12 protein-coding genes are annotated in these 26,042 nt (G+C 41.5%); 8 read left to right on the top strand and 4 right to left on the bottom strand.

Annotation, left to right across the window (positions count from 1 at the left end; genetic code table 11):
* Positions 1 to 85: 85 nt before the first annotated feature.
* Complete coding sequence (locus GM920_RS12805; RefSeq protein WP_235964519.1) at positions 86 to 808, top strand: SGNH/GDSL hydrolase family protein; 723 nt, start codon at positions 86 to 88, stop codon at positions 806 to 808.
* Positions 809 to 814: 6 nt separating this feature from the next.
* Positions 815 to 1,921 carry a DUF1972 domain-containing protein gene (locus tag GM920_RS12800; RefSeq protein ID WP_182957834.1) on the top strand — a complete coding sequence of 369 codons (1,107 nt, stop codon included), beginning with the start codon at positions 815 to 817 and terminating at the stop codon, positions 1,919 to 1,921.
* Between the two features lie 109 nt (positions 1,922 to 2,030).
* Here the strand turns inward: GM920_RS12800 and GM920_RS12795 are convergent, their stop codons facing one another.
* From GM920_RS12795 to GM920_RS12785, 3 genes are read right to left on the bottom strand one after another with little or no spacing between them, the layout of a single operon-like run.
* On the bottom strand, positions 2,031 to 3,572 hold the full coding sequence (locus tag GM920_RS12795) for a capsule assembly Wzi family protein (RefSeq protein WP_182957831.1): 1,542 nt from the start codon (positions 3,570 to 3,572) through the stop codon (positions 2,031 to 2,033).
* 27 nt (positions 3,573 to 3,599) lie between these two features.
* Positions 3,600 to 4,679 carry a mannose-1-phosphate guanylyltransferase gene (locus GM920_RS12790; RefSeq protein ID WP_182957828.1) on the bottom strand — a complete coding sequence of 360 codons (1,080 nt, stop codon included), beginning with the start codon at positions 4,677 to 4,679 and terminating at the stop codon, positions 3,600 to 3,602.
* 12 nt (positions 4,680 to 4,691) lie between these two features.
* Positions 4,692 to 6,062, bottom strand: a complete 1,371-nt coding sequence (locus tag GM920_RS12785) for a UDP-glucose dehydrogenase family protein (protein ID WP_182957825.1) — start codon at positions 6,060 to 6,062, stop codon at positions 4,692 to 4,694.
* 270 nt (positions 6,063 to 6,332) lie between these two features.
* Here GM920_RS12785 and GM920_RS12780 point away from each other — a divergent pair, with 270 nt between their 5' ends.
* The 5 genes from GM920_RS12780 (at position 6,333) to GM920_RS12760 (ending at position 12,230) form a co-directional block, all read left to right on the top strand.
* Positions 6,333 to 7,724, top strand: a complete 1,392-nt coding sequence (locus tag GM920_RS12780) for an undecaprenyl-phosphate glucose phosphotransferase (RefSeq protein ID WP_182957822.1) — start codon at positions 6,333 to 6,335, stop codon at positions 7,722 to 7,724.
* 22 nt (positions 7,725 to 7,746) lie between these two features.
* On the top strand, positions 7,747 to 8,805 hold the full coding sequence (rfbB, locus tag GM920_RS12775; protein WP_182958504.1) for a dTDP-glucose 4,6-dehydratase: 1,059 nt from the start codon (positions 7,747 to 7,749) through the stop codon (positions 8,803 to 8,805).
* Positions 8,795 to 9,661 (top strand): dTDP-4-dehydrorhamnose reductase, encoded by an 867-nt coding sequence (rfbD, locus tag GM920_RS12770; protein ID WP_182957819.1) that lies wholly within the window; start codon positions 8,795 to 8,797, stop codon positions 9,659 to 9,661. Before rfbB ends, rfbD begins: the two co-directional genes overlap by 11 nt.
* 7 nt (positions 9,662 to 9,668) lie before the next feature.
* Entirely contained in the window at positions 9,669 to 10,529 is an 861-nt protein-coding gene (rfbA, locus tag GM920_RS12765; RefSeq protein WP_182957815.1) for a glucose-1-phosphate thymidylyltransferase RfbA, read from the top strand.
* A gap of 927 nt (positions 10,530 to 11,456) precedes the next feature.
* Positions 11,457 to 12,230, top strand: coding sequence for a LuxR C-terminal-related transcriptional regulator (locus GM920_RS12760; RefSeq protein ID WP_182957812.1), 774 nt, complete (start codon positions 11,457 to 11,459; stop codon positions 12,228 to 12,230).
* 57 nt (positions 12,231 to 12,287) lie between these two features.
* Here GM920_RS12760 and GM920_RS12755 read toward each other — a convergent pair whose 3' ends face one another.
* Complete coding sequence (locus GM920_RS12755; protein WP_182957809.1) at positions 12,288 to 14,810, bottom strand: NACHT domain-containing protein; 2,523 nt, start codon at positions 14,808 to 14,810, stop codon at positions 12,288 to 12,290.
* A 301-nt stretch (positions 14,811 to 15,111) separates the two neighbouring features.
* Between GM920_RS12755 and GM920_RS12750 the strand changes: the two genes are divergently transcribed.
* Positions 15,112 to 26,031 carry an Ig-like domain-containing protein gene (locus GM920_RS12750; RefSeq protein ID WP_182957806.1) on the top strand — a complete coding sequence of 3,640 codons (10,920 nt, stop codon included), beginning with the start codon at positions 15,112 to 15,114 and terminating at the stop codon, positions 26,029 to 26,031.
* Positions 26,032 to 26,042: the final 11 nt, after the last annotated feature.

Below are 26,042 nucleotides of genomic sequence, written 5' to 3'. Positions count from 1 at the left end.
ACGAGTAAAGTTGGCCATAAAATGGTCAGGCCTTATAGTCAGAAAAGGAATGTAAATGAAAAATGGATCATGAAAAATGCCGCAAATGAAAGAGGAGAAGATGTTTAATAAGATGAAAATGTTTAAAAGAATAGCCTTAGTAATTTTTTATAGCCTGATTTTAACGGTAAACCTTCGCGTTTACGGCAACGGACTGCCGGATTCCATTCCATTGAAGGTCTTGATTTTGGGAAATAGCATTACCTGGCATGGGGCAAAACCCGCTGTAGGCTGGTCGGGCAACTGGGGAATGGCAGCAACTAGCGTAGATAAAGATTTTGTGCATTTGTTGAGGTCAAAGATCAAAACAGCAAGTCCTGAAACGGAAATTTCCTGGGCCAATATTGCCGATTCCTTTGAGCGGAAATTCTGGAAATATGAGGCCAGTGATTTCAAAAAATTCAAAGCATGGAATCCAGATTTAATCGTACTTGAAATAGGAGAGAACATCGACGATACATTGGCTGTAAAGCACCTTTTGGGCAAACATTTGGATCGCTTTGCCAGAGAGCTATCTGGAGGAAAGGATATTAAAATTTGTCTGGTAGGTAGCTTCTGGCCAAATCAACATGTCGATAAAATTATGATGGATGCCAGTGCCCGTAACCATTGGATTTACGTAGACCTACAGGGTCTTTATAAAGACAGAAATAAAAACACGGCTATTCAGCAATATCAAAATCAAGGAGTGGGGATGCACCCTTCGGATATTGGAATGGAAAATATAGCAAATAGAATTTGGAATGAAATACAACACTTATTTAAGTAATCTATAATGAAAATAGCAATTATTGGTACCCGGGGCATCCCAAATCATTATGGAGGATTTGAGCAATGCGCAGAATATTTAGCATTGGGTCTGGTGAAAAAGGGTCATGAGGTTCTGGTTTATAATTCGCACAATCACCCTTATCAACAGGGTAAATGGAATGGCGTGGATCTACGACATTGTTATGATCCTGAGTATAAACTTGGAACAGCAGGTCAGTTTATTTATGATTTAAACTGTATCCTTGATGTAAGGAAGCAGGATTGTGAGGTGATTTTACAGCTGGGCTATACCAGTGGTTCAGTGTGGGGATGGTTGTTGCCAAAGAAGGTAGTCGTAACCACCAATATGGATGGACTGGAATGGAAACGTACGAAATACTCTAATAAAGTAAGGAAATTCCTACAGTGGGCGGAAAAATTAGGTGTAAAATATAGCGATCACCTGATTTCTGATTCTATCGGAATTCAAGATTATTTGAAAGAAAAATACCAAGCGGATTCTACTTTTATTGCCTATGGTGCCACGTTGTTTGAGCAACCTACGATAGGTGTTCTTAAAAGTTACGACCTGGTTGCCTATCAATATGATATGTTGATTGCCAGATTGGAGCCTGAAAATAGCATTGAAATTATCCTGGATGGCGTAGCGAAAGCAAACATCAAACGCCCGTTTTTAGTGGTGGGTAAACATGAAACAACTTACGGTAATTATTTAAAAGAGAAGTTTGAAGGTCATCCGCAGATTAAGTTTATCGGCGGAATTTACAACATCGATATTTTAAACAACTTACGGTACTATGCGAATATCTATTTCCATGGACATACCGTTGGTGGTACCAATCCATCGCTATTAGAAGCTATGGCATCTAATAGCTTAATGTGTGCCAATGACAATCCTTTTAACAGGTATATACTAGGGGAAGATGCAATTTACTTCCGTACTGCAGAGGAAGTAGCAGATCATCTGAAAAGTGTCCGTTATGACCAGGAAAAGTATCAAATGATGAGAAAAAATAACTGTGATAAAATTACGGAAATCTACGACTGGGAATTGATCGTAGCCCAATACGAAAAACATCTTTTAGCGGTAAAAGGTGTGTTGACCAGATGATTTTAGGTTTTAAAAGATGCCGGGGGGCATTTTCCATAGACAGTATTGTAGCAAATCGCGCTGCAATACTGCCTGGAATTTTGATTAAACAGGGTAAACTCTTCTTTTACTATTGAAAATCCTTTTTCAATTTTAGCATCAGACCAAAGGAATTATTCAACAATTTCCCTTGATCCAGGGCCGTTGCAAAACCCGCACTGTATCCGTGTTTTATTGGCTTTGTGCCTTCTAAATAAAAGGAAAATTGGGAGACCGCCTCAAATATCTCACTATTTATAGGACTTTTGATGCTCCCTGTAGTGTTTCCGTATTTGCTGGTTCCAAAAGTTCCATAGTTATCAGAATAGGTAACTTTAGTCATGAAATCCCAGTCGTAAACCCTTCCGCTAAGTCCGGCATGAAATGCGACCACACGGTTGTTGATGAAGTAATCAGCTGGTTTTACCGCTTGCCCGGCTCTTGCATTATGCCTTGGAGTGATCAGTGGATTTCCGATTCCCATACCCTGATAAGACCAGCCATCTTTATAATAAAAGTTGTTATAATAATCCTCGTCTCCAGATTTGGTAAAGGTAGACCATGGGTATCCTGCCTGATCTTTTGAATAGAACAATTCAACCAGTATTTTCTTCCAGGCAAAACCGGAACTTGTTGTATTATAGCGCTTATTCTCCAATGAAAGCCCATTTAGGCCATCTTTAATATTGGCTAGCTTAGACAATGCGCCAACATCGTAAAAGGTTTGTCGGTAAAGCATGACCTTAATGTCATTGAAATCGTACTCCATTCCAAGGTCAATAGAGCCGAGTTGGTTCCCTATTTTGGAGGTAGGAACTCCCTTTGTTCCATAAGATTTTCCAGTCACAACATATAAAAAGGTCTCCGCAGGAGATAATTTGAAGTTGTCGCCATAGGCCGCATTTTCATTCCCCCAGAAAACCTGATGGTTGAATCCACCATACATTTTAAAGCGCCAATTTTCTTTTCCTAGCCGTACATATAATGATTTCTGATGGAAATAGCTGACCGGTTTCGCGTCATGGATGTAGTATTTAATGCTGGGCCCGGCAATGATGCTGTCCAGGATTCTCGTTCTTCCCAACCAACCATGGACAAAGTTTCCTTTCACAGCAAAGAGACCGCCAAATATAGGGAGGGTATAATAATTGGGGATAGAAAGTTCCAGCTTTGGGATTCCCGGAGCATTCCCGGAAACGGAAAAATTACCGGTACTCAATACACTATCGCCATTTAAACCCATCACATCTTTTGATCTGCCAGCTTTAAGCTGGAAAATGCCCATTCTTCCTTTCGCATAAGCGGAGATCAATCGAAGATTCGAACCTTTTCCTCCATTTGCCCGGGCTTCAAATCCGAAGCCCCAGTCGAAAAGTTTCTTCCTGGCAAGGCTGTCTGCAGGACGATAGGCTTTCTCCGCTTTTCCGATAAAGCTTCCCGATAATCCAGAAAGTGGGACGGAGCCAAACTGGTTGGAACGCATCCAGAAAGGAACAACCTGGTTCGTTGTGCCTATGGCTTGTGCTTCGAGTGAATATTTAATTTCAGGTTTTTGTGCCTGAACTACACTTGAAAAGGTAAAGAGCAATAGGGTGGGGAGCAGCGCTTGTTTTACTTGTTGGATGCCAATCATAGCGATGGTTTTTAATTTGATTTAGGCTTATACATAGTGGTTGCCATAAGTTTCTGCCATTGTCTTTACGACTTCTTTAATTTCTTGTTCCTGATCTTTTGGGTAAATCAGCAAGGCATTCCCATCATCTACGACAATAAAATTGTCTAGCCCACGGATTACCGCCAGCTTATCTGAATTGATTTGAATGATGCTGTTCTGTGTCTCTTTCAGGTTGATTTGTTTGGCAGAAATGACATTGCCAGAGCCATCTTTATCTGCAGATTCATGTAAGGAAGCCCAAGTGCCCAGATCAGACCAGCCGAAATCCGCAGGAATAGTGAAAATGTTGTCTGCCTGTTCCATAATGGCGTAATCGATCGAGATATTGGGAGCCGTAGGATATTTTTTGTCAATAAAATCTCTTTCTTCCGGATGGTTGTAATACGCATTTCCGCTTTCAAATAAATCATGAATGCTACTGGCGTGTTTTTTCAAAGCATGGATAATCGACTTCGCTTTCCAGATGAAAATCCCTGCATTCCAAAGGTAATTCCCTTCTTTTAAGTACTCCATTGCCGTAGAAAGGTTGGGCTTTTCCCTGAATTTTTCCACCTTGTAAATTCCTTTTTCGCTTTCCTGCCCGTATTGGATATAGCCATAGCCGGTATCTGGTCTGGTTGGACTGATGCCTAAAGTAACCAAAGCTTCATGCTGAGCAGTATAAGTTAAAGCCGTTAGGATTTTCTCTACAAAAATAGCCTCATATTGTATGAAATGATCTGAAGGCGCGACCACTAGGTTTGCTTCCGGATTCAATGCTGCCAATTTAAAAGCGGCGTATGCGACGCAGGGAGCGGTGTTGTTTCTACTCGGTTCGCATATGAGTTGTTCCGGAGAGATCCCGTCTAACTGTTCCAAAACAAGGTCGCTATATTGACTATTGGTAACAATAAAAATATGCGATGCCGGGCATAACTTTAAGAAGCGCTCATAAGTAATTTGTAGTAATGATCTGCCTGTTCCTAAAATATCTAAAAACTGCTTCGGAAAATGATTACGGCTTTTTGGCCAAAAGCGACTGCCTACACCGCCAGCCATAATCAATACATAATTGTTTTTATCCATGTTTTTCTGGTGTTATAAAGACACAAGTTCGTTTGGTTTGTGCGCTTCTTCTATAGCTAAAGTAGTGGCGGAATTTGAGATTAATGACCTGCCAATGCTGTTATAGTAGTATCCCAGATCAACCATTTTTTGGAGATCATAAAGGTTTCGGCCATCAAAAATGACTTTGTTGCCCATGATTTCTTCCATCTTTTCAAAATCAGGATTTCTAAAAACGGACCATTCTGTAGCGATTAATAAGGCATCAGCATCTTGTAAAGCCTCATATTGGTTGTTCGCATAATTAATCCGATCTCCCAACAAACCCTTAATGTTGTTCATGCCTTCAGGATCAAAAGCCGTTACCGTAGCCCCATTAAGTAGTAATCTGTTGATGATGTATAAAGCCGGCGCCTCACGGATATCATCGGTTTCAGGTTTGAAAGCCAATCCCCATAAGGCAAAATGTTTTCCTTTCAAATTCCCTTTGAAATACTTCAATACTTTATCTACCAATACTGTCTTCTGTTTCTCATTGACGGTCATCACCGCTTTTAGAATCTGGAAATTATATTGATGTTCTTCGGCAGATTTTGAAAGCGCTTGCACATCTTTGGGGAAGCAGCTTCCTCCATAACCAAGACCAGGGAAGAGAAATCGTTTTCCAATACGGTCATCTGAACCTATTCCTAAACGTACTGCATCAACATCCGCATGAACCAACTCACATAAATTAGCAATCTCATTCATGAAAGTGATTTTTGTAGCAAGGAAGGCATTTGCAGCATATTTTGTTAGTTCTGAAGACTTTTCATCCATAAACAAAATCGGATTTCCAGACCTCACATAGGGTGCGTAGAGATCAGTCATCAGTTTCATTGCCTTTTCACTTTTAGTGCCGATCACTACACGATCTGGTTTCATAAAGTCTTCTACAGCAACACCTTCTCTTAGAAATTCAGGATTGGAAACCACATCTACTTCTACGGCTGTATTGGCCTCAAAAACGGCCTTTACTTTATCAGCTGTGCCCACAGGCACTGTAGATTTATTCACAATCACTTTATAGGATGTGATCAATTTTGAAACATCTGCAGCTGCACCCAGAATATAGGAAAGGTCAGCTGTACCATCCTCTCCTGGAGGAGTAGGCAAAGCCATAAAGATGATTTGAGCATCCTTAATTGCCATAGCCAAATCGGTAGTAAAACTTAACCGCTTCTGTGAAATGTTCCTCAGAAACAAAATGTCCAGTCCTGGTTCATAAATTGGAATAATCCCATGCTGCATTTTTTCAACTTTCAGCTGATCAATGTCTACACAGATCACCTCATTTCCTGTCTCAGCGAGACAAGTGCCGGTTACTAGACCGACATACCCTGTTCCTATTACCGCGATTTTCATAAATGATTTATTTTTTAATCTTATTTTATTGTAAAAATACCCATCATTTTGCGAAATGAAGTCCTGTGGATGTTGTTAATGTTGTTGTTTTTGTTAAAATACCTATTTGTGGGGAGCTTTTTATTCCGTAATGGAGTTAATTTTGGTAAATGTTATAGCGTTTTTATTATAGGAAGATTATTTCCTGTTGTTTTTTCTCTTTAACCTGTTTTTTCAGCATTATTTATTGATAATACTTTAATAATTCAACTTTAATTTATCCAAAATCAGATGCAGACTCGTTATTTGTACCTACTTAGATATATTTTGCCAATTACGGATGTCGTAATGCTTAATTTGATCTACATTTTAGCTTATTATCTTACGGAGTATTTAGGGAAAACAGTTTCTTATGAGTTATGGCAACACTATATGGTTGTTTGTAACCTTTCCTGGCTGTTTAACTCTGCAATTTTCGGACTTTACACAGACTATGGATCCAGAAGATTGGAAAGGATTTACCGCGGAACCTGGCGAAGTATCGCATTGCATGCGGTGATTTTTGCCTTGTATCTGCTTTTCTCTAGAGATATTGAATTTTCACGGACTTTTTTGGTGGTATTCTATGCCTTATTGGTATTCGGTTTTGTCTTGAATCGTTTTCTGGGCACAGCCTTTCAATCACTCCTGGTGCATAAGTTTAATGTCAGTAAGAAAGTAGCTCTGATTGGTGTTAACCCAACAGGTCTCCGATTGGCGCATTATCTTGACCGCCAATATAACATTGATTTTTATGGGTATCTGGATGATGGTAGTCGCATTTATGGAGACGAAAATGGGCACCTGTCCACAAATTTCATATCTAAAATGGGTAAGGCTGCATTGAACGGTGTAAAAGATATATACGTGGCTTTAGAGCCGCATAAAATGGCTTTGGTGCAACCATTTTTGCAGGAGGCCGACAAACATTGTCTCCGTGTTAAGTTTATTCCAGATATGGCCACAACCATTGCTACACCTTATACCATCAGTTATGTAGGTGGAGAATTTCCAGTGATTTCCTTAAGGAAAGAGCCTTTGGAAAGTATCGGTAACCGATTTAAAAAGCGCGCTTTTGACATCATCTTCAGTGTCGGTGTGATTGTGTTTTTGATGAGCTGGTTATATCCACTCATCGCCATCTTGATCAAACTGGAAAACAGGGGTCCTGTGCTATTTAAACAACTTAGAAGTGGCCGTAATGATGAGCCATTCTATTGCTATAAGTTTAGAAGTATGAAGGTTAACAATGATAGTGATCAAAAACAAGCCACTAAGGATGACGATCGTATCACCGGAATTGGAAAATTTCTACGTAAATCCAGTCTTGATGAGTTGCCACAATTCTTTAATGTCTTGATGGGCAATATGAGTGTAGTAGGGCCAAGGCCACACATGTTGAAACATACCGAAGAATATCGCGCCATCATTAATCAGTTTATGGTACGTCATTTCCTAAAGCCAGGGATCACCGGATGGGCACAGGTAAACGGCCTTAGAGGGGAAACCAAGGAAGAAGGGTCTATGCAAAAGCGCGTACAACATGACATTTGGTACCTTGAAAACTGGACGGCAATGCTGGAAGTGAAGATTGTTTTTATGACAGTCATCAATATGATCAAAGGAGAAGATAATGCCTACTAATAGCTTTTAACCTATAAAAATGATGAAAAAGATTTTAATTACCGGGGGAGCGGGTTTTATTGGCTCTCATGTAGTCAGACAGTTTATTAAGAATTATGCTGATTACCAGATTATTAACCTTGATAAACTAACTTATGCGGGGAATCTATTGAATCTGACCGATTTAGAAAATGATCCAAATTACCGTTTTATCAAAGGAGATATCACTGATGCCGTATTTATCAGGGAACTTTTTCAAGTTGAAAAGCCTGATGCAGTGATTCACCTTGCTGCGGAGTCCCATGTAGACCGCTCAATCAGCAATCCAATGGAGTTTGTGATGACTAACGTTATCGGAACTGTGAATTTGTTGAATGCGGCAAAGGAATCTTGGAAAGGTGATTATGATAATCATCGTTTCTATCACGTGAGTACAGATGAAGTATATGGCTCTTTGGGCGAAACAGGTATGTTTACGGAAACAACGGCTTATGATCCACATAGCCCATATTCAGCCTCAAAAGCCAGCTCTGATCATTTTGTGCGCGCTTACCATGACACTTATGGCTTAAATGTAGTCATCTCCAACTGCTCCAATAACTATGGGTCTCATCATTTCCCGGAGAAACTAATTCCATTGGCGATCAATAACATCAAAAATAACAAACCTGTTCCGGTATATGGAAAGGGAGAGAATATACGGGATTGGCTTTGGGTAGAAGACCATGCTTCTGCCATAGACAGGATCTTTCACCAAGCTAAAGCTGGTGATACTTATAATATCGGTGGCCATAATGAATGGAAAAACATTGATCTGATCCATTTGTTATGTCGCATTATGGATGAAAAACTTGGTCGCGAAACAGGGACATCTGCGAATTTGATTACCTATGTCACAGATCGTGCAGGGCATGACCTTCGCTATGCGATCGACTCCAGTAAACTGCAAAATGAACTGAACTGGACACCTTCCCTACAATTCGAAGAAGGTCTTGCAAAAACCGTAGATTGGTATCTTGAAAATGACGAATGGTTAGAAAATGTAACCTCAGGGAATTATCAAGACTACTATAAACTACAATACGCAGATCATGAGCAATAAAAAAAAGGTAATCGTTTTTGGCGGAATTGGCCAACTTGGGCAATGTCTTAGCAAATTAACCACATCAGGCAATTTACAAGGCTTTGTTTTTTTGGATGAATTCGAAGGAAATATTTTAGATCTAAAGGTTTTAAAGGCCTTGTTTCTTAAGGAATCACCTGATTTTGTAATCAATTGTGCTGCCTATACTGCGGTAGATAAAGCGGAAGATGAACCGGAACTTTGTGGAAAAATCAACAGCACAGGGGCAGGTAATCTGGCCAGGCTTTGTGCAGAATTTCAGGCTACATTGATCCATATCTCTACTGATTTCGTCTTTGAAGGCGAGGTTCCTGTGCTGCTGAAAGAAACAGATGTGGCACAGCCGATCAGTGTTTACGGAAAAACAAAACTTCAGGGAGAGCTGGAGATTGCAAGTCATTTGGAAGCACATTACATCCTGCGCACGAGTTGGCTGTACTCAGAATTTGCCGGGAATTTTGTGAAAACGATGCTTAAACTGGGTGCTGAGCGTGAGGAGCTGCGTATCATCGTAGATCAGGTCGGAACCCCAACTTATGGGGTGGATCTTGCTGCGGTTATCCTGAAATTGATTTCCATGGACCATAAAACAGCTTATGGAACATACCATTATAGCAATGAAGGGCTTTGTTCCTGGTATGACTTTGCGAAAGCAATATTCGAAATTTCTGAGACAGAAGTACGGGTACATCCCATTCCTACCAGTGCTTATCCGACCAAGGCCCGCCGTCCAGCCTTCTCGGTCATGGATAAAACTAAAATAAAAACCACATTTAACCTTGAAATTCCTTATTGGAGAGACAGCCTGGTTAAGTGTATTCACGCAATAAAATAATTAATACATGAAAGGAATTATACTTGCCGGGGGAAGTGGTACACGTCTGCATCCCTTAACCCTGGTGATGAGTAAGCAAATGATGCCGGTTTATGATAAGCCGATGATCTATTATCCATTGTCCACTTTAATGCTTGCAGGTATTCACGAAATTTTGATCATTTCTACGCCTCATGACCTTCCTAATTTTGAGAAATTATTGGGTGATGGAAGCCAGTTGGGATGTAAGTTCTCTTATGCAGTACAAAAGGAGCCCAATGGTTTGGCGCAAGCTTTCGTGATTGGTGCCGATTTTATTGGAACTGATAAGGTGGCCTTGGTATTGGGGGATAATATTTTTTATGGCGATGGAATGGCCAAACTATTGCAGCGCAGTGCAGATCCAGATGGGGGCGTAGTTTTCGCTTATCAGGTCTCAGATCCTGAGCGTTATGGTGTTGTGGAATTTGATGAAAACAAAAAAGCAGTATCCATTGAAGAGAAGCCACTTGCTCCTAAATCCGATTATGCGGTTCCTGGCTTGTATTTCTATGATAATTCTGTGGTAGAGATCGCTAAAAATATTAAGCCTTCTCCTAGAGGAGAATACGAAATTACAGACGTAAATAAGGTCTATTTGGAACAAGGGAGGCTTAAGGTAGGGGTGCTGAGCCGTGGAACGGCCTGGTTAGATACCGGTACTTTTGATTCTTTAATGCAGGCTGGGCAATTTGTACAGGTGATAGAAGAACGCCAGGGCTTGAAGATTGGCTGTATTGAAGAAGTAGCCTACAGAATGAACTTTATCAATAAAGAACAATTGGCTGCAGTGGCTGCCCCATTGCTGAAAAGTGGCTATGGCGGCTACTTGTTGAAAATGATTAAATAGAGAAATACAGTGTATTTTATTTAACTATTTTGTTTTCTTTTTTTCAGGATAGTTTATAATATTTTTAATCGTATTTTCTCTAATGACTTTTTTGAATATCACTATCTTGTGTTTGTGTGTTGGTTTCTGGATTTTGTGACGGTTTTGTGTCTATTTAGTACAATAATAGGGTCTTGAAAATTGTCATTTTGAAGAAATATCACATTCCTGCATATTTGATCCTTCAGACTTTTCATAAATAATTATAAAAGCATCCTTTTAACTATGTGTAATCCATTTATTGAATTCATGTTCAATAAAATCACTAGTTATAGGGATGCTTTTTTTGGGTACTTGGATTAATTTTTGCGGTTAAAAGGTTTTTAGAAGTTCAATCTCTTAGGAGTATTTTATTCTTAAGTGTTGTGAATCATTTGAATTTCTTTAAAATTAACATAACTCGTTTTTTATGCCGATGCTCATCTTTAGTTTAATCCCTTCAAATCTATATTGCTCTTCAAGAAAAGCAATAATCTTTCATTTGTATCGTTTTTCAATTGTCACTTTATTGATACCAAACGATCAGGTAGCCTGTTTTTTTGGTCTTTCAGAAGGAAATGATAGTTTTTGATTTGGAAAAAGATGATGCAGTCAAGAAAAACATGAGTTATATCCTTTTAAATATGAATCTAATCAATCCATAATTATTAATCTAATCCCTATTTACAATGTTAAAAATTTCTCTTAATTCTTTCGCTTCACGAGTCGTCAGCGAAATCAATCTACCACACGAAAGTCAAGCTTTAGAGGTCAATCTGTTAATGAATAATTGTATCTGGTAGCGGCCAGGGGTTAACCTCATATTAACCTCCTCATCTACTCATTTTACACTTTTAAAAAAGGTAAAGAACACGCTTTTTTATTTTTTTAATCTATTTAATTAACCTTATGGAATCTAATAACAACGTCATATACGATACCTGGAACAGGTATAGTGATTTTTATACACGTTCGACTATAGCCTTGCCTGAAGTGAATTTAGATCAGTTTTTGCCCTCATTTCTTAGCTCGGGGAACTTTTACTATGTAGTAGATTTTTGCGATAAAAAAATCAAATATGTAGACCCTGGTATAGCTGATGTGTTAGGCCTGGACCCGGCAACAGCCACTGTTGATGATATTTTAGGTCGCATTCATCCTGAGGATGTCAACTATGTGGCCCAAACCGAATCAGCAAGTGTGCGCTTCATGCTTGATCAAATGAACAAAGAAAGTATCAAAAGCTATTATAAAACCTCCTATTGCCTTAGATTTAAACTGGCAGATGGGAGTTATGAATTATTTCATAACGAATCTGTCTATCTTTCTAAAGATGATTCAGGTCGAATTGCTCAGGTGCTACATATTCATACGAATGTAAACCACATTACCTCTGTAAACAATTACATTCCTTCCCTGGTAGATACCAAGGGAACGAAGAAAGTATGGCCGGTAAATGTCAATCGTGACTCGGAAAACCATGCCTTAAATTTGCAGTTTAGCAAAAGAGAGATGGAAATTATTAAGCTGATTGCACTCGGAAATAAAAGTGAAGAGATTGCGGATACGCTATTTATCTCTTTGCATACCGTGCATTCACACCGCAAAAATATCATTAGGAAGTCTGGAGTAAAAACCAGCTCTGAACTGATTAGTTTGTGTGTTAGAGAAGGGTTAATCTAACCTGTACGATGAAAAGGGTCTGTTCTTGAAGCGCAGGCCCTTTTCTATTTAAAGGATTTATCCTACCGTGACTAACAACCGGTGAGGGATTTTTCTTTCCTCCATAAAACAGAGCCTTTCATATTTATATTCATTCACTTTGACCATGTCATTCAGGTCCTGGAAAATTGCAATCATGATGTCATAGATCATAATGCAGTTGAGATTCAGTTCATTTCTTTTGAAAACCTGTAGAGTTTCATAAGAATATTCATAAGCCTTTACGAATTCTCCGCGTAAGCGCAATTGATTAGCCTGCATCATCATAAATATACATTCCGAGTATTCTGTGAGCTTAAATCTCGATTTGTTCCGATGGATTTCAGTTAAAATACGTTCCATCTGATCTGTTTTCTTCCCCGGATTCAGTTTAGAACAAGCGATTCCATAAATATTCATGATAAATATGGGAAAGGGAGATCTTTTGGAAAATATCCTGGGATGTTGTTTTGTGATGGCTTGGATAATTTTTATGGTGCCTTCATCTGTGCCGTAGAAAGTGTTCAGCAAGATCAACATCAGGTACGAAATACCCTGTTTGGTGTCAATAGCCACCCTGTTTTCTGCAAATGAATAACGTAGTTTTTCAAGATCCTGAATCAGCGGGTGGGAGAGATCGGCCCGGTTACTGAGTTTTAAGTAGATCAACCAGCAAACTTCATAAGGATTAATGGACCAAGCGGTTAAATCCATCGCTGCGATCTTTGTTAGTCTTAAAGCAATGCTGTCTTGATCCATGCTCATGACATCAAAAATCGCTAATATACTTTGGTAAATCACCTGTTGTTCCTCATTGTCGGCTACATCCGCTAATACTGTGATGGCCTCCTTATAGCAGGAATCGATGAAATCAAAGTTGATCAGTTGTTTGATCAAAATGTCATGTAGTTTATGTTGAGCCAATAACTTATGGGTGTCCGGACTATACCTGGCGCGAAATTGAATGTTTTCTGCAATAAATAAAATGAGGTAATTGCGCTCAAAATGATGGAGATCCAAGTCGAATACATGTGTTAGTGCGCTAAAATCACCAATCCTGATGATAAAGCGAACGGTCCATTGCAACAAGTGAAATCGGACATTATTGTTCTCATAATTGCGTTGAATAAATTCAAAGAAAGTCCAGTTGACCTGTAAATGAAACTTTTCCAGTAACTCTATAAATAGGAAATACTCGAAGATATGTGGGTAGATAAAACGTACATATTCCCTCGGCTGGTAATCATCCTGGCTCTTTTCCTCCACTAAAATGCCTTCGGAAACCAATTCCATATAGGCGTTTTTAAAAGCAGATAATTCCGCAATCAACAAATCTTTAGGCACAGCATCTGCCTTCTTTCCGTACTCCGTAAGCTGGATTACTTTTTTAAGGAACAGAATTTTCTCGGTGTAGTAATTAGATTTATAGATCTTTTCCTGAATGAATCTGGAAATCAACTCGTGGAAAGTAATGCTACTCGAGTAATTGAAATAAGGATCCTCCTCTTTCAGCTGATAATAGAGTTGAATGTATAATGGGAATTTTAACTGCGATTTAAGTTTTGTATTTAACTCATGATCATCAGATTTGTTGATCATATGAATAATCCGGTCTATTTCCTTTCCTGTTAAAGGGGGAACATTTGACACTTCATCTGGATTGTAATAATTACCTGGAAACCATTTGGACTTTAAAAATGCGGAATGTCTGATGCAATCATAGAACCTCATCCAGGTTGTAGTGCGCATGCTCATCACCAGCTTTATCGCATCATTGTGCTCAATCGAACAAATGAAACTGATGATGTTCTCAAACATCTGTTTTTTTAAATCCCCCTTCACCATGACCTCAGAAAAGCCATCAATAACCACTATAAATTTTCTACCTCTGTCGATATGGTTTTTTTGGATATGTTCTAATAAACTCTCCTGATGTGGAATCCCCAGTTGTATTTTAAGACGATCTTCGAAGCTGAGGTGATGCTGATCTGGATTGAAAATATTACTCGCTGTAAGGAATAAAACCGTTGAATCTAAATGTATTGCAGTCTCAGCCTGAAAAAAATTTTCTACTAAATGGCTTAATAAAATGGTTCTGCCATAGCCGGGTTGTGAAATAAAACAGGTATAACTATAGTCACTCTTCATGAAATCTTCAAAATCATGCTCAGCGAATTTCCTGCTGATGGTCATTTCATAAGGAATTCCAGATCTGTTTTTAATGCCCTTTAACGTGAAGTTGGTTATCTTTTTAGCGTGCGAACGGATGTCAGACCAGGTGTGTACCTGGGATTGCGTACTGGAACTTAAGGTCGGTGTCCAATTCCGTTCATCTTCTTTGTTCACATATTCAGCAAGGGTCGTGAGCGTGAATTTTGAAAAATTGTGTTTGACAACAGCAAATCCAAATAACCGCTTGATTGTCGTTTCACTGACGTTTTTATTGAGTGTTTTGCTGATTTCAATGGAGATCCTTTTACAATCAGCAGGAGTGATGGTTCTAATCCCTGTTTTTAACAAGATGAGACTCTTCACTTCATTTAGGGTAAATATATCCTCCATAAGTAGGCTGAGTGGCGTTAATTTCTTGAACTAAACGAATATAATGCTTTCAGCACAAAAATGAACAGCTGTAGATCAAGTAAAAAAGGAATAAAATACACCATTATGGTATAAATACCTGTTGATTAGGTTTTTATACGTGTTTTTGCTTTAGGAGGAAATTTAATGCACAGCAAAATGAACAAAATGAACAAGGGATTCATTTCGCTTTGCTTAAATGAACAATTCGAACAGGTCTTAGGAGCTCAGGTATGACTAAAATTGCACTAAAGTATAATTAAGTCGTACCAATTCCGCTCCTATGAAATCTACATCTACCCTCCCGGGAATGCCTAGAAACTTAAAGGTAATAAATTTTATTCTTATAAGTTGTTTATTACTAACGTTAAATAATTTTAAATCGTATGGCCAAACCAGAAATTATGCAACGATTGCTCCTTCCACGGGATTAACTACTGCCGTGATCGGTCTGGGAGAACGGCCCCCCCGGCCTGACGCGGCCGGAGGTTCGGTACTAGGTCCAGGAAACGCTGCAATTGGAGATAATACGTCTTTTGCAACATTAACTTGTAATTATACAGCGGCGGCCCTCACAGGTACTGTTGGAGAAGCGTGGTTACAACTAAAATTTCCACAACCAGTAGGTGCGGGAAAAACAACATATATACGCTTTGATCCACTCACCACTGCCGGACTGAATCTGAGTATATTAAATCTAGTCACTAATTTGACCGGATTACTTAAAAATGAGACCGTAAAGCTGGAAGCATATTCCGGTGCAACAGCCGGTGGCACTGGAACTATAATACCTGCTGCAAATGTGATGACTACCATCGTTCAGGATCCCCAAGGAAATAATTACTTTGCGATCACCTCAAGTGATGAATATAATTCAGTACGAATTAGACTAAGTGTCGAGATAAAACTATTGGATATTGCAGATGGCTCTACCAGCATGAAGGTATATAATGCTTTTACCATCCCTGGAGGTGCAAGCTGTGGCTCTGGTTCCTTTGCCAGTGTTGGAGAAAGCGCTGGAATAAATGTCAGCTTGACCCCCTTGGCTACAAATCCTACAGCAGCAGCAGATAATAACATCAATACTTTTTCTCAACTTCAGGTTGGATTGGTGGGGGTTGGCGCAACGATTTCTCAAACCATTTTCTTTGGGGAACCATCCGCTTCAGATGCGGTAGCGAAAGTCTGGCTTTCCATTCCGTCAAGCATATTGACCGTCAATGTATTTAATGAGATCAAACTTCAAGCCTTTAACGGAAACACGGCGGTTGGACCCGCTGTAGCTGCAAATTCACTGCTTGGCGGTCTTGATTTATTGGGATTACTTTCAAGAAAAGCAGTTTTTCCTGTTTTTTATACCCCAGGTGGGGCTTTTGATCGTATTCAGGTTAGCCTTACCAATGGTGTTTCTCTCGGAGGAAACCTTGTAGGGGGTGGTCTAAACATTCATGAAGCACAAATTACGGTGGCAAAACCAACGTTTGCCGGGAAAACCGCCGGCGCCTTAGCTGGTATATGCGGAAATACGGTGAACTTAAGTGTGAGTACCCCGGTTAATGGCCTCAGTTATAATTGGTACCGTAAAAGCGGTACCTCAAAAACAAAGATCAGCACCAGTACCACAGGTGCATTTACAGAAACAGGACTAAATCCTGGAGCTTATATGTATTACGTTTCTGCAAATACAACCGGATGTTCGACTGAGTCAGACTTGGATAGTGCAACAGTAACGGTTACTGCGATTCCTGTTTTACCTGTTGTCACTGCCAATCCAATATGTTCCGGATCAGCAGGGATTCTTACAGTAACTAATGCAGAAAGCGGCGTAGTTTACAATTGGTATACCGCTTCTAATGGTGGAGCTCCCGTATTCACGGGCAGCACAATTACTACAGGTGCTTTAACAGAAAATACAACTTATTATGTGGAGGGTGTGCGCGGGGCTTGCCTTAGTGCAAGCCGCACACCAGTCACAATTACGGTAAATGGAATTCCAGCAGATGCACAAGTTTCTGTGGATAATGTGACCATAACCAGTGGGCAAACAGCAACACTTACCGCTACTGCAACAACAGGAAGCACCATCAACTGGTATGCTGCTTCATCCGGAGGTGTACCACTGACTACAGGATCTAGCTTCACTACACCTGCTTTAACCAGTCCGACTACCTATTTTGTCGGCGTATTAGGTGTTGCTGGTTGCCCAAGTGCAAATCGGATTCCTGTAACGGTATCGATAGCAGGAGTAATTCCTTCATTAAACTGTAAAAGTCCAAATGCACAAACCAACGGGGTCGATGGTTTATTGTGTCTGCTTTGTGGCGTCACTAACCCAACTAACGCAATAGATGCAGATCCTGCAACTTTCAGTACAATTCGTGTCAATGTAGGAGTGGCAGCCGGAGCTTACCAGCGCTTGATCTTTCCAGCAGCAGGTGTAGCAACAGATAGCATCCGTTTAATTTTGGGTACGCCAGGTGGTTTAGCTGATCTTGCTGTATTGGGAGGAATCACGGTAAATGTCATGAATGGCAACACCATCGTTAGTACTTACCAGTTAAGCTCTGGTTTAATCAACCTACAACTCCTTCAAGACAAAACAGCTAGAGCGACTATTCCGGCTGGAGCAATCTACGATAGGGTGGAGTTAAGGGGCAATGGCGTGGTACAGGCGTTAACCACACTGAATGTGTACAGTGCAGAAGTGATCTATCCAAACCCAGTGATTGCCAGTACCGGACAAAACATCTGTTCCGGAGCAGTTACTACTTTAACCGCAACACCTGCAGCAGGGACTACACTAAACTGGTTCGCAAATGCTACCGGAGGAGCTTCTTTAGCCAGCGGAAATACTTATTCGCCAACAGGCTTAACCACAACTACTATTTATTATGTGGAAGTAAGTAAAGCCGGTTGTGCCAACACGGATCGTGTGCCAGTTACAGTAACGGTGAATCCTGCGATTGTGTTTGCCACAACCACTTTAAACAATGCAACCGCAGCGTCCTTATACTCAAAACAAATTACTGCAGCTACTGGTGGAACACCCGTGTTTAGTTATTCGTTAGCTCCTGATGGTAACTTGCCTGCAGGTTTGAGCCTGTCAACTACAGGGCTGATCTCTGGTACACCAACTGCAAACGCGACCACTGATTATAATTTTTCCATCATTGCGAAAGATAGCAAAGGATGTATCGCAACAACCGCGTTTAACTTGACACTAACCTCAGCACTAACACTTCCTTCTGCAACATTACCCAATGGAGTGGTAACTGTTGTTTATCCAAACCAACCGCTGCCAGTAGCAACGGGAGGGACAGGGCCATATACTTATGTGGCTACGAACACGCCTCCTGGATTAACATTTAACACCAGTACTCCAGGAATCTCAGGTACACCAACACAAGCGGGTACTTATCCGCTGAAGGTAACCGTAACCGATATTAATGGAAATACCATCACTCAAACTTATACCATTGTGGTAAAAGAGCTGTTGGTATTGCCTCCAGCTTCCTTAGCCAATGGTACCGTGGGGATCAATTATCCAGCACAAAAAATTCCTGAAGCAACCGGCGGAACCGGACCTTACACTTATACCGCCACCGGACTTGCACCAGGACATGATTTCAACATCAGTACACGTGAAATAACAGGGATACCTACTACAGCAGGTTCTTATGCAGTACTGGTAACGGTAACAGATGCAGAAGGAAAAACGGCAAGTAATACTTATCCAGTAAACGTTGGTCCTGCATTAGTACTTCCTCCAGCTACACTTGCAGATGGTAATGTTGGCGTAGCTTATACTCCTCAAACGATTCCAGCCGCAACGGGTGGAACTTCACCTTATACCTATACCGCATCGAATCTTCCACTGGACCTGACTTTTGATCCAATCACAAGAGTGATTTCAGGAACACCTGCACAATCTGGTTTGTACAGTGTTTTAGTAACTGTTACGGATAATATGGGAACTAAAGCAACCAATACTTATTCATTAAGAGTCATTGGTGCCCTCTCTTTACCTTCCGCAGCTTTAGCGGATGGAACTGTAGGTACAGCTTACCCAGCAGTAGTATTACCCTCAGTAACCGGTGGAACAGGTCCTTATACTTATACTTCGGCAAATGTGCCAGCAGGATTAACTTTTGACCCAGCTACCAATACCTTGTCAGGAACACCAACAATTGGCGGAACATTTACCTTCCAGATTACTGCAAAGGATGCAGCTAACAATACCACGACTACGGACTATGTCATTAAAGTGAAAGTAGCAGATCCGGTACTGGCATCTACTGGTGCTTGTTCAGGAACAACAGCAACGCTTAGTGCAACGAACTCCCTTCCGGGAATCACCTACAACTGGTATGCTGCAACCGGAAACACCCCAATCTTTACAGGTAATTCCTTTACTACGCCAGCATTAACAGCCAACACTACTTATTATGTGGAGGCGGTTTCCGGGACAGCAGTTAGTAATCGTATTTCGGTTATCGTAACCGTACGTCCAACTCCGGCCTTGGCAGTGGTTACTGGAAACCAAATCATCAGTGCCGGACAAACGGCAACGTTAGTGGCTACTGCTGACGCTGGAAATACCATCAGCTGGTTTAGCACTCCAACAGGAGGAAGCGCGCTTTCAACCGGTGCCAGCTTTACCACACCAACATTAACAGCCGATGCTACTTATTATATTGAAACTCAAAATACATCTGGTTGTGTGAGTGCAACCAGAGTTCCGGTATTGGTTACCGTAACACCACTGCCAACCAATGCGAATTGTAATGCGGCAACAGGACAGCAAACTGCAATTGATGGCATTTGTCTACTTTGTGGGATCACCAATGCAGGAGGATCTACCGATGGAGATCCTGCCACTTTCAGTAGCATTCACTTAACTGTTGGGCTGGGTGCAACCGGGTACCAACGTTTGATCTTTGCAAACCCAGGTAACGCTGCAGATAGCATCCGCCTGGATCTTGGTTTCCCTGTCGGATTAGCAGATGTGGGCGTTCTAAGTGCTGCTACCGTAACCGTTTTTAACGGCACAACCATAGTAAGTACTTACCCATTAAATTCTACTTTAATCAATCTTTCGCTGTTAAATCCAAACAGATTACTGGCTACTGTTCCAGCAGGTGGCGTCTATGACCGTATAGAAATTCGTTTCGGCGCATTAGTTTCTGCCTTAAGTACACTTGATATCTATGGTGCTACCGTGATTTATCCAAATCCAACAGTAGCTGCCGCAGGTCAGACGACTTGTGCAGGAAGCAGTACTACCTTAACTGCTACCGCAAATGGAGATACCAATCTAAAATGGTATGCTACTGCAAATAGTGGAACGGTATTGGCATCAGGGCCAACTTTTACGACACCAATCTTAAATGCAACAACAACCTATTATATAGAGGTGAGCAGAGGTACTTGTGCCAACCTGCAACGTATACCGGTTACAGTAACCATTACTCCTGCACCGACAGAGCCAGTATTGGCTACGGAATTGCCGGTATGTTATGGCAGCACAGCGAGTTTGACGGTAAATAATGTAGTTCCAGGTCTAAATTACAATTGGTATACTGCTGCGACAGGAGGTGCTTCCGTATTCAGCGGTGCAACATTTGTAACCCCAGCCTTAACAGCGAGTACCACTTATTATGTGGAAGCAAACAGTCCTGGTTGTGGTAGTTCTACCCGTACAGCAGTACCGGTAACGGTTAACCCAATCGTGAACCTACCACAAGTTACAGCTTCTGCTACCACAGTTAACGCCGGACAAACGGTAATTTTAAACATCAGCCCGGTAATAGCCGATGTGACTTATAACTGGTATACTGATCTAAATGGAACCAGCCCGGTTTATAGTGGTCCAACTTATATAACCCCTCCACTATTAGTAAACACCACTTACTATGTGGAAGCGAAATCAAACCTGACCGGCTGTCTTTCTTCAAGCCGTGTACAGGTAACCATCAATGTAAACAATGGTGGTAATCCAAATCCAGTACCATGTGAGGCCGCCATTTCAGAAACCAATGGTGTCATCGGTGTAGCCTTGCTTTCAGGAGTATTTAACCCTCAACTGGCATTTGATAATGATACGCAAACAGGGTCATCACTGTTGATGCCTGTAGGTGCTTTAGGTGCCTATGTTTATCAACGTCTCAACTTTGGTAGCATTTCTACTGTTGGAGATACCGTTAAAGTTTTATTAAATACCCCAGGTAAATTACTATCGCTTGGCTTATTGTCAAATATTCAAGTCGGAACCTATAATGGGGCGACTAGTAACAATGATGCAGTTGAAATCAGCAATAACCTGGTTAGCCTACAGCTGTTAAGTAATGATACCCAGGCCTTACTTACTTTTGTGCCTACAGTGCCTTTCGATCAGGTAGAAGTTCGCTTAAATTCTGGTCTTGCCGGTGTATTGTCCAGTGTGAATCTAAACTATGCACAAAGAGTTATGGTGGCGCCAATATTGACCGTTCAAAACCCAACAGCATGTGCCAACCAAGCCCTTACTTTATCGGTGCTTAACCCAAATCCAAGCCTTAGCTATAAATGGTATGATGCTACAGGAGCAACGGTACTTTCAACCGGACCAAGCTTTAGCCCTACAGTAACTGCCAATACCATTTTCTATGTATCCGCAAATACAGCAACTTGTACGAGTTATAAAACAAAAGTTTCTGTAACGGTAACATCCATTCCTGATGCGCCTACCTTACTTGCCGCTAACGTCGAAACCTGTTCAGGAAGCGATGTGGTGCTGACTGTGAAAGACCCCATCAATGGAGTAACTTACAGGTGGTACGATAGTAACAACGTGTTGCAAGCAGGTAAAGATGGTCCTACATTTACCATCCAGAATGTAACCGTTAATGCAACCTATTCAGTAGAGGCCTTCATCAGCTCTTGTAACCTCATTTCTGCCACTAAAACAACGGCTACAATTGTAGTTGGTAACTTAAGTAATCCTGTGGTATTGCCAGAATCAGTGACTGTAAGTTCAGGTGCTCCTGCAGTATTAACTGCAACTTCGAGCACCGCTGGTGCCATCTTTAAATGGTATACTACAATAGATGCTGTTGACCCATTCTTTACCGGTGCTATTTTACAAGTACCTGGAGTAGTTAATTCAGGTGCAGCCAATCTGGTCACTAATTATTATGTAACCGCAGAGCTCCCTGGTGGATGTGCTTCTGTTTCCAGATCTATGGCTACAGTTACCGTACTTCCAGCTGGCCCGGCAGTAGATGCACCTTGCGAGTTTGCCTCCGTTCAGGTCAACTCAGGTGTTGATGGTGTTGCGGTATTAACAGGGGTATTTAATCCTGAAAATGCAGTGGATAATTCTGCAACAACAGCCTCATCATTAGTAATGCCTGTTGGCGCGCTAGGTGCCTCAGTTTATCAGACTGTTGGATTTACCAGCCTGTCGAATATCGGAGATACCGTTCGTGTTCGTGTCACCACACCAGGTAAATTATTGAATCTGGCCTTATTGTCTTCTGTAGAGTTAACTACTTATAATAATTTGGTGAGTAATAATGACATGCTGACTGTAAGTAATCCATTAATTACACTTCAGGTGTTAAGCAACGATAGCGAAGGAATCATTTCTTTCGTGCCGGCAAGACAATTTGATGCGGTAGAATTGAGGTTGAAATCTGGTCTGGCTGCAGTTTTAAGCACCATAGACCTGAACTATGTACAACGCGTACAAATTGCACCAAAAGTAGCAAGTGCCACGGTTTCCGCTTGTGTGAGTACTGGTGCTGTGTTAAGCGTACTTAACCCTAACCCTGATTATATTTATAAATGGTATATCGGAACAGCAACTACAGCCGCTGCAACCGGACCAAATTATTCCACCGCCAGCAACCTTACTGTTGGGGCTTATGACTATTATGTAAGCGTTACCCGCAACAATTGTGAAAGTGCAAAAACTAAAGTCACGGTTACGGTACTCGCTGCACCAGATGCACCGGTAGCTGTAATTGGAAATCCAACAACCGTTTGTCCAAATGCACCTGCGACTACATTGGCAGTAACTGCTGTAGCAGGGGTAACCTACAATTGGTATGATGCCTTAACCGGAGGAAATCTACTGGCTGCAAATACCAGTACTTATACTACCACAGCAAACCTGAGCGTTGGGGAGCACAATTTCTTCGTTGAAGCAGTGAATGCAAATTCATGTGTAAGCACTACAGCGAGAACAAAAATCACCCTCACTGTAAACCCTTCAGCAACAGCTGCTGATATCACGGTGGCAGGTGCTGACCTTCCTTTATGTAATAACAATACAGCTACGCTAACGGCAAACAGTACTACCGTTGACAATCCTGTATTTAACTGGTATAGCGATGAGACCTTGAGCACATTGGTGTTCACAGGACCAATCTTTAAACCGGTTCTTACCGCAAGCACGATCTTCTATGTAACGGTAAGTGGTGATAACAAATGTGCGAACAATGCAGCCAATGCAAAAATAATATCCATTGTCGTAAATCCTCCTGCAATTGCCAGCGACATTAACGTGTCTGGTGCAGGTACGCTATTCTGCGCAGGTTCAAAAGCCAGTTTATTGGCTAGCAGCCCTAATGTGGTAAAACCTGTGTTTACCTGGTATAGCAACGCCGCACTGACAGACCTATTATTCACCGGTCCATTATATGAGCCAGTAGTTACCGCAAGCACCACTTTCTTTGTGAGTGTAAGTGGCGACAATAAATGTCCAAACCTTCCCGGAACTGGTAAGGCGGTAGCCATTACCGTAAATACACCAGCTACTGCCGCTGATATCACCGTAACCGGTAATGGCAGTCCTTTCTGTGCGGGTACAAAAGCAGGCTTAAGCGCAAGTAGCAATACGGTGGACAACCCTCAGTTTGTGTGGTACAGTAATGCCGCACTCACAGTAGAAGTTTTCAGAGGTGCATTCTATGAACCCATTGTAACCGCAAGTACAACCTTCTATGTAACTGTAAGTGGTACGAACAAATGCAGTAACAATGTTGGAAATGCACAAACTGTGGCCATTGTGGTGAATGCTCCGGGAACACCTGCAGATATCAGCATTGCGGGTGTCAATACCAATTACTGTAAAGGTTCCACAGCCAGCCTTAAAGCCAGCAGCGCTACTGTAGATACCCCAATATTTACCTGGTATAACGATGTAAACCTGACGGATGTAGCTTTCAGCGGACCAGTGTTTGAACCAGTATTGAGTGCAACTACAACTTACTATGTAACCGTAAGGGGTGTCAATAGATGTGAAAATGGAATCGCTGGAGCTAAAATAGTCACCATTGTAGTGAACCCTACAGGCCTGGCTTCTGATATCAATGTTGCCGGTAACAATACACCATTCTGTGTGGGTACTAAAGCATTACTAACCGCAACAGCAGATCAAGTGAGCAGTCCGGTCTTTACCTGGTACAGTGATGCAGCGCTTACCGTTGTTGCCTCAAATGGCCCGGTATTCGAACCTGTGGTAACCAGTACAACGACCTATTATGTAACGGTATCCGGTTCAAACAGATGCCAGAATGCCCTGGGTGATGCTAAAATTGTAACCCTGATCGTAAACCCACCAGCAACAGCACTAGACCTGATCGTTTCAGGTGCGGAAGCGCCGGTTTGTGAAGGAACATCAGTTAAATTAACAGCAGCCAATACCACCATTACCAGTCCGGTATTTACCTGGTATACCGATGCTGCATTAACCAATGCAGTATTTACCGGACCGATATTGGAAAAAGTGTTTACCAATACCACCACTTACTATGTGACGGTAAAAGGAGCCAATAAATGTGAAAACCTTCCTGGAACAGCTAAGGAGGTGATCGTAACCGTTAATGCATTGCCAGAAGTACCAGTAATTGTGAATGGTGGAAGTCTGGGAATTTGCGCAGGAGAAAACACCACCCTAAGTGTACAAAGCCCAAGAACAGGAACAACCTACCAATGGTACGATGCCGCAACAGGTGGTACTTTACTAGGTAGCGGATCATCTTTACCAACAGGAGCATTAATCCTGACTAAAGATTACTATTTGCTGGCCACCAATACTTCAGGATGTGGTTCGTCAGCAGGAAGAGTAAAAGTAACTGTAACCGTTAATGTGAAACCTGATGTGCCTTCGGTAGTATCAGCAGCCGTAACCGCTTGTTCAGGTACAAAAGCAGTATTGTCGATCGCCAATCCAGTTGCTGGAATTACCTACAATTGGTACAATACTGCAACTGCAGGAACCGCATTAGGAACCGGCGTTGATTTTACAACCGGTCCAATCAATGCAACCAGTACTTTCTACGCAGAAGCGGTCACAGCCACTTGTGTCAGCACCAGCCGCACTATGGTCGTAGTTTCTGTTTCCGCATTACCAACTGCACCAGCATCGGTTTCCGGAGCAACAGACCCTTTATGTAGCAGTAACACCGCTATATTAACGGTCAACAGTCCAGACCCAACATTGACTTATCGTTGGTACAGTGTAGAAACCGGTGGAACCCACATCATTGAAGGAACCAGCTTTACTACACCTGGATTAACAGCAACCACCACTTATTATGTAGGTAGTGTAAATCCAGCGACCGGTTGTGTCAGCAGCAGTCGTACCACAGTAACCCTGACGATCTTGCCAAAACTTGCTGCACCAATGGTTGCTCTGCAGTCAGCTACCGCAACAAGTATCACCTTCATGTGGGCCGCAGTAACAGGCGCAAGAGGTTATGAAGTATCTGTAGATGGTGGTACCACCTGGTTGACGCCAAGTTCAGGAACAACGGGAATGACGCATATCATCCAAGGCTTAAAACCAGATCAGGATGCCGCAATCAAAGTGAGGGCAATCGGACAATTGGCTTGTCAGATGAGCGATGCAACAACCTTTAGTTCAAAAGCAGATAACCCTGCCGGTAACCAGATATTTATTCCAAATACATTCACTCCAAATAATGATGGTAAGAATGATTTATTGTTTGTGTATGGAAATACAATCGCCAGGATGAAACTCCGCATATACAACCAATGGGGTCAGTTTCTTTTCGAGTCCAATAACATTCAAAATGGATGGGATGGTACTTACAAAGGCGAGATACAGCCGAATGGAGTCTATGTCTACCAGTTTGAAGCCGAACTGAAAGATGGTTCAAAAACAACTAAAAAAGGAACAATAACCCTATTGAGATAATATAAAAACAT

Origin of the sequence: Pedobacter gandavensis (assembly GCF_014172405.1) — a bacterium.
Classification (GTDB): domain Bacteria; phylum Bacteroidota; class Bacteroidia; order Sphingobacteriales; family Sphingobacteriaceae; genus Pedobacter; species Pedobacter gandavensis.
This window is presented reverse-complemented; position numbering and strand designations above follow the sequence as displayed.

Bases quoted from the DNA above. Each gene is read 5' to 3' on its own strand.
- GM920_RS12805 (WP_235964519.1), top strand. From the start codon at position 86: ATGAAAGAGGAGAAGATGTTTAATAAGATGAAAATGTTTAAAAGAATA.
- GM920_RS12800 (WP_182957834.1), top strand. From the start codon at position 815: ATGAAAATAGCAATTATTGGTACCCGGGGCATCCCAAATCATTATGGA.
- GM920_RS12795 (WP_182957831.1), bottom strand. From the start codon at position 3,572: ATGATTGGCATCCAACAAGTAAAACAAGCGCTGCTCCCCACCCTATTG.
- GM920_RS12790 (WP_182957828.1), bottom strand. From the start codon at position 4,679: ATGGATAAAAACAATTATGTATTGATTATGGCTGGCGGTGTAGGCAGT.
- GM920_RS12785 (WP_182957825.1), bottom strand. From the start codon at position 6,062: ATGAAAATCGCGGTAATAGGAACAGGGTATGTCGGTCTAGTAACCGGC.
- GM920_RS12780 (WP_182957822.1), top strand. From the start codon at position 6,333: ATGCAGACTCGTTATTTGTACCTACTTAGATATATTTTGCCAATTACG.
- rfbB (WP_182958504.1), top strand. From the start codon at position 7,747: ATGAAAAAGATTTTAATTACCGGGGGAGCGGGTTTTATTGGCTCTCAT.
- rfbD (WP_182957819.1), top strand. From the start codon at position 8,795: ATGAGCAATAAAAAAAAGGTAATCGTTTTTGGCGGAATTGGCCAACTT.
- rfbA (WP_182957815.1), top strand. From the start codon at position 9,669: ATGAAAGGAATTATACTTGCCGGGGGAAGTGGTACACGTCTGCATCCC.
- GM920_RS12760 (WP_182957812.1), top strand. From the start codon at position 11,457: ATGGAATCTAATAACAACGTCATATACGATACCTGGAACAGGTATAGT.
- GM920_RS12755 (WP_182957809.1), bottom strand. From the start codon at position 14,810: ATGGAGGATATATTTACCCTAAATGAAGTGAAGAGTCTCATCTTGTTA.
- GM920_RS12750 (WP_182957806.1), top strand. From the start codon at position 15,112: ATGAAATCTACATCTACCCTCCCGGGAATGCCTAGAAACTTAAAGGTA.